Consider the following 6,054-nt stretch of genomic DNA (forward strand, 5'->3'; position numbering starts at 1 on the left):
CCAGCACGCACGAAAACTCGCACGAACCAGACGCAGGGAACACGCCCCCTACAAAAACCGGGTGCACCTAACGGTGCGGCAGCTTAGTGACCCTCAGCTGCGAAACGGTCGATAGCCTCCTGGACCATCTTCTCAGCAGCAGCCAGGTCTTCCCAGCCCTCGCCCTTAACCCACTTGCCGGGCTCCAGGTCCTTGTAACGCTCGAAGAAGTGCTGAATCTCAGCCTTCAGCTGCTCCGGAACATCAGCCAGGGACTTGATGTGGTCGTAACGCTTGTCGGTGGGAACGCACAGAACCTTAGCGTCGCCGCCTGCCTCGTCGGTCATGTTGAACACTGCGACCGGGCGGGACTCAACCAGCACGCCGGGAACAACGTCAACGTCCAGGATCAGCATTGCGTCCAGCGGGTCGCCGTCCTCACCGAGGGTGTTCTCGAAGTAACCGTAAGCGGTGGGGTACTGCATGGAGGTGAACAGCACACGGTCCAGGCGCAGGCGGCCGGTCTCGTGGTCCACTTCGTACTTCACGCGGGAGCCGCGGGGAATTTCAATAGTGACGTCGAGTTCCATCGGAACCTTCTTTCTCGTGAGTTAGAGTCACTTTCGCGGCGACTTCGGCGCGCAAGGTGCGAAAGTTAGGTGTTGAACTCACCCATTGTAACCCGTTCACGCACACCGAAACCGCGTATTCGGCGCCAAAACCAGCGTAATTTACCACGCTCACACCACAGTTAACATTCCGCCTAGTCCCACGCCCGCCAGCGCACCCCGCCGCCACACCCGGCCGCCTGCCGGGCAGCCCAGATAGGGTTCGTGAGGGGTAGCAGGAGCGCGGCATGAGCATCCCAGCACCGGCGCGTAAATTCGATAGGCACCCCATCCGCCCGCTATGCTCAAAAGATGCCTTCCAACAAGCACAACACCCAGACCACCACCCTCACCCGCCGCGCCGCCCTCACCCTCGGCGGCATGTTCCTCCTCACCGCCTGCGGATCCGCCGCAATCGAACAGAAACGCCCCGAAGGTTCCGCAAGCCCCACCGGCAGCGCAACCGGCAGCCCCACCGGCACCGCCGAGGCGACCGCCTCCGCAACCCCCAGCGCCACCCCGACCCTCGCACCCGCACTGTCCGAAACGGAACAGGAACAGCTACGTGCCGCCCTCACCACGCTCTTCGCGGACGGCACCTACCCGCAGTACAGCCTGCTCGTCACCGGCATGGACGGCAACCTGCCCAGCATCAAGGCGGCCACCGCGCCCGCCGACCTGTACGCCGCCAACGCCGACACCGCGCGCGTGCCCGCCTCCACTTTTAAGGTGCTGACCCTGTTCGCGCTCAACCACTACGCAAACCTGCAGGCGCGCCTGCGCACACGCGTCACCCGCGACTCCGCCGGACTGTACCTCATGGCAGGCGGCGACACCCTGCTCGGTGCGGGCGCTTCCAACCCGAAGCAGATCGTCGGACGCGCAGGCCTGACCACCCTCGCCGAGCTGACCGTGAAGGCGCTTCTTCAGGGCGAGAAGCCGACCGCGGCGCTGCCCGTCTACCTTGACGGCACCTTCTTCAGCGGCCCCGGCGTGAACCCCGGCTGGGATGCCGCCGACGTGGCGTCCGGCCAGATCACGCCCATTCACCCCATTGCGCTCGAATCGCACACGGTGCCGGGCAAGTCCACCGCAAGCAACCCGGTACGCCCGGACGATGCGGCGGTTGCCGCCCAGCAGGCGTTCGTGGATGCACTCAACACCGCCGGTAAGGAGTCCGGCATGAGCTTTACCCTCGCGGAGCGCCGCACCGCCCCCGCGGAAGCAGTTGAAATCGCCGCGGTCGAATCGGCAACCCTGCTGGAGCAGGCACAACACATGATGCTCGAATCCGACAACGCCCTCGCCGAGGTGCTCGGCCGTTGCGCCGCCATCGCCGCCGGTAAGGAAGGCAGCGGCGAGGCGGCACAGCAGACCGTGCGCCAGGCGCTCGTGGATGCCGGCGTGAACATTGAAAACCTGGTGCAGGCGGACGTGTGCGGCATGTCCCTGACGGACCGCGTGACCGCCCGAACCCTCGTGCAGGTTGTGGCTCTGCTGAATGCTGATGAGCATGCGGAGCAGCTGATGAGCACGTTCCCGGTCGCGGGCGTGAGCGGCACCCTGTCCGGTCGTTTTGGTGCGGCGAACGCCGTGCACGCACGCACTTTTGTGCAGGCGAAGACCGGCACCTTGTACACGGTGTCTTCGCTGTGCGGTGTGGCGACCCGACCCGACGGCACCCGCCTGATTTTCGCGATTATTCTGAACGATCTGGGCGGCTCGGATGCACTACCTGCCGCGAAGGAACGCGTGGACGCGGCGGCGGCGGCGATTGCGAACCGTTCGACTGCGCCGAGTGCTTCTGCCAGCCCCTCTGCGGTAGCGGCGAGCGCTTCGGCGGCGCCCGCGGCGGCAGTTTCTACCGCGGCCGCGGCGAGTGCAGTCTCCTAGTGTGTTCACCCGGATAGCCCCGAAAGCTCCCTAAATCATCCCGTGTAGGTTGATTTTCTGTAGTGTTTCACGTGAAACCTGAAAATCAACCTCTCGGGTGAGGGCAGCGGCAGGTGCCAATAGGCTCCTCAACCGGGACACATGCCCACTTACCCGGCAGGGTTTCACACCCGCCTTGTTTCTCTCTCCTCCAGCAGAAAAGTCACCATGGACCTTACCTTCACCCTCGCTGATCTGACCGCAACCTCCGCCTGCGAGATGCGGCTCTACACCGAGCTTCGGGAGCGTGCGCAGAAGCAGTCTGCCCACCCGACCCACGAGAAGTTGGAGCGCGCCCGCGAAGCGTACCGCGAGTGCCTGCGGGTGCTAACCGAGGGCGGAATGGTCGGCAGTGCAGTAGTCGGCAGTGGAGTAGTTAGCAGTGAGCATGCGGGCGGCACAGCGCACCCGGTGCCCCTGGTGGCGATCTCCGCGGCGGGGCTGACCTACACGGTGGAGCTCGACCGCCTCGACTGCCCGGCTACGGACAGCACCGCCGAGAGCAATACCGCCCGAATCGTCTGCACCCCGCACCTGGGTGAGGCGGCGCATCGGGCACTATTGCGCGGTGCCCTGGTGGGGCATCTGCTGACCGCCGGTGCCACTGAGAGCGCCACCGAAAGTGCCAAGAATGCGGTGCGCCTCGATCTCTGCCTGGAGCACGGCGCGGAACCCGAATCGGAGCATACTGAGCACTCCTCCCCCGCTGGTCAACCTCACCGGGTTGATTCGGCACGTATTCTGCCGCTGATTCGCCTGCAGGAGCAGCGCCTCCTGCTGCTCACCGAGGCGCTGAACGAGGGCGTAGAACCGGCGGAACTTGCCGAGCGCATCCCGTATTTTCTGACCTGCGACGAGTGCCCGGCGTGTCTGAACGCGGCGGCATCTCTTGCCCTCGCGACCGACGCCCCGGAGCTCGTCACCGAAGACACTGCCGAAGATACCGCCGAAGACCCCGCAACTGAGGAGCACCCGGTCATGTACAGGGTGCCCGCCGCGGTGGAGAACGACAGCGAACAGTACCGCCTGCAGTGCCTGCTAGATGCCCAGCTCGCATCCCTGGAGGAGCACGCGGCGGAGCACGGCTGGGGTACCGGTGAGCTTGAGGCGGCGATGTTGCTGTCCATGACGAATTATCACCGCCGCGAGCGTGCCCCGTTCTGGCGTGAGCACATTCGCCGTCTGGAGGACGGCCCGACGGCGTGGGTGGCGAGCCGCGATTATGCGTACCTTGATCGGGTGCAGGTGCTTTCGGTGGAGCATGCGCATGCTCTTCTGAATACCCCCGCAGACCTGGAGGCGCTTGCCGCCGCCATGAAGGAGCCCGCCGAGGTCGAAGATGCCCCCGGCTGGTATCGTGTGCGCGGCGCGCAGGTGCGCCTGTTGCGTGCGCGAATTGAGGCTGACCCGAGCCTGGTGATTGCGCCCTCTGACCGTGCGGTTTTTTGTGCGTATGAGGCGGGGTTGAGCCCGCAGATTGCGCTGGACCGTATGGAGTCGCAGGTGAATTATTTCCGTGCGTCGAATCCGGGTGAGCGTGTGCCCGCTGAGTTGGCGGCGACGGGTTTCTTTGGCATGCGTGTGCTGGCGGTGGCGCAGGGCGGTTTCCGTGCCGGATCTGAGGGTTCTGCGGATCCCGAAGAGGCTGCCCCAGAGTCCGGCAAGTCGACCGGCGAGTCGGCTGGCGCAGAGTCGGCTGGCGAGTTCTTGGAGGTGCTTCTGCAGGAGCGCATCCGCGTGAAGGATGAGCCGCACCGTGCCCTGCCTTCGGGTATTGGTCCTGGCGATCCGGTGTCTACGGCGACGATTGAGGCGGCTCTGCAGGCTGATGTGCACGGGCTGCTGTTCAACGGCACCCTCATGCCGAGCGACCCCGTGCTTAATGGCCCCGTGCCCGGCGAGGATTCCAAGCCCTCCAATACCCCCTCCTCCCCCAGCACCCTGCCGAGCGTGCTCGATGCGGCGGCTTCCCTGACGGGGGTGGAGAGCGCCTCCGCGGATTTGCTGTTCCGCCGCGCGCCGCGCCTGAAGAAGGGCGCCTCAAACGCCAAAAATGCAGAAAATCTACCCCGTGAGGTTGATTTTTCCGGCTCTGACCTGCCCACGATGGATGCCGTGCACGCGGCGGTTCGCGCTCTCGACCATTCCTATGTGGCGGTTCAGGGCCCTCCGGGTGCGGGTAAGACCTTCCTCGCCTCGCATGTGATTGCGCGTCTGGTGGCTGAGGGTGCGAAGGTGGGTGTGGTGGCTCAGTCGCATGCGGTGATTGAGAATCTTATGTTGGCGTGCTGTGCCCGTGATGGTTTTGATGTTTCGCGTGCGGTGCGTCTGCGCGGCAAGTCGGTGATTCCGGACGCCCCGTGGTCTGAGGTGTCTGATTCTGAGCTGGTGGAGCTGATTTCTGGTGCGGGCGGCCTGCTCTTTGGCGGCACGGTGTGGGATTACGTGAGTGAGCGTCGCGTGCCTGCCGGGTCGCTGGATGTTCTGGTGGTTGATGAGGCGGGCCAGTTCTCGCTCACGAATACGGTGGCGGCGGCTCGTGCGGCGCGTTCGGTGCTTCTGCTGGGCGATCCGCAGCAGTTGCCGCAGGTCTCGACGGGTGTGCACCCGTACCCGGTGGATGTTTCGGCGTTGGGCTGGTTGTCTGACGGGGCGGCGGCGCTGGATCCTCGTTTTGGCTATTTCTTGGGCGAGTCGTGGCGTATGGATTCGGCGTTGTGCGAGCGGGTTTCGTGGCTGTCCTATGATGGCGCGTTGGCGAGCGCGGCGGCTACGGCTGGTCGCGCCCTGCAGGGTGTTGCGCCGGGTGTGGTGTCGTATCCGGTGGAGCATGCGGGTTGTTCGGTGCGTTCTGTGCAGGAGGCGCAGGCGGTGGTGGATTGCGTGCGCGAGTTGTTGGGTCGTGAGTGGGTTCCGGCGGCTGATGCTGAGCCGCGCCCGTTGACGGCGGAGGATTGCATTGTGGTGGCGGCGTATAACGCGCAGGTTGATTGTGTGCGTGAGGCGCTGATTGCTGCTGGTTTGGCGGATTCTTCGGGTGCTGGCGTGCGTGTGGGCACGGTGGATAAGTTCCAGGGTCAGGAGGCTGCGGTGGTGCTGGTGTCGTTGGCGTCGTCGCGGGTTGATTCTGGGCGCGGTGCCGGGTTTGTGCTGTCGCCGAATCGTTTGAATGTGGCGGTGTCGCGCGGTCAGTGGCAGGCGGTGTTGGTGCATTCGCCGTGGGTGGCGCGTTCGGTGCCGCAGGATGTTGAGGAGGTGCTGGCTCTGTCGGGCTTCGCGGGCCTGGTGGAGTAGCACCTAGTGCAGCCCTTATTCTGTGCTCTTCTACACTCCCCCGCCTGCTGCGTTGCGGGGGCGTCTTTGGTGCGCCCGCAACCGGGTTCAATCGGGTTATTTCAGGGTTCGGTTGGGCGGAAGCACCAAGACTGAATTTTAGTCATCCTAACCCTAATGTCAATACTCAAAATGAGGAAAGTTTTTCAACCAGTGTTCATGTATATGATTACCGTCTCTTATAGAATCTAAAGTATCGCGC

Annotated in this window: 3 protein-coding genes; 2 read left to right on the plus strand and 1 reads right to left on the minus strand. The window is 64.4% G+C overall.

The genetic code is table 11. From position 1 onward, the window contains the following. Window positions 1-83: 83 nt before the first annotated feature. Complete coding sequence (gene ppa / locus HMPREF2710_RS02475) at window positions 84-569, minus strand: inorganic diphosphatase (protein WP_005504328.1); 486 nt, start codon at window positions 567-569, stop codon at window positions 84-86. Between the two features lie 330 nt (window positions 570-899). On the opposite strand from ppa, the gene dacB reads away from it, so the two are divergent. Together dacB and HMPREF2710_RS02485 are read left to right on the plus strand one after the other, a co-directional pair. Next, on the plus strand, window positions 900-2,480 hold the full coding sequence (dacB, locus tag HMPREF2710_RS02480; protein WP_070599333.1) for a D-alanyl-D-alanine carboxypeptidase/D-alanyl-D-alanine endopeptidase: 1,581 nt from the start codon (window positions 900-902) through the stop codon (window positions 2,478-2,480). A 207-nt stretch (window positions 2,481-2,687) separates the two neighbouring features. Continuing rightward, window positions 2,688-5,813, plus strand: coding sequence for a DEAD/DEAH box helicase (locus tag HMPREF2710_RS02485; RefSeq protein ID WP_070599335.1), 3,126 nt, complete (start codon window positions 2,688-2,690; stop codon window positions 5,811-5,813). Window positions 5,814-6,054 lie beyond the last annotated feature (241 nt).

Origin of the sequence: Rothia sp. HMSC069D01 (assembly GCF_001810135.1) — a bacterium.
Taxonomy (GTDB): Bacteria; Actinomycetota; Actinomycetes; order Actinomycetales; family Micrococcaceae; genus Rothia.

Coding starts and splice junctions, on each gene's coding strand:
- HMPREF2710_RS02485 (WP_070599335.1), top strand. CDS start 2,688: ATGGACCTTACCTTCACCCTCGCTGATCTGACCGCAACCTCCGCCTGC.
- dacB (WP_070599333.1), top strand. CDS start 900: ATGCCTTCCAACAAGCACAACACCCAGACCACCACCCTCACCCGCCGC.
- ppa (WP_005504328.1), bottom strand. CDS start 569: ATGGAACTCGACGTCACTATTGAAATTCCCCGCGGCTCCCGCGTGAAG.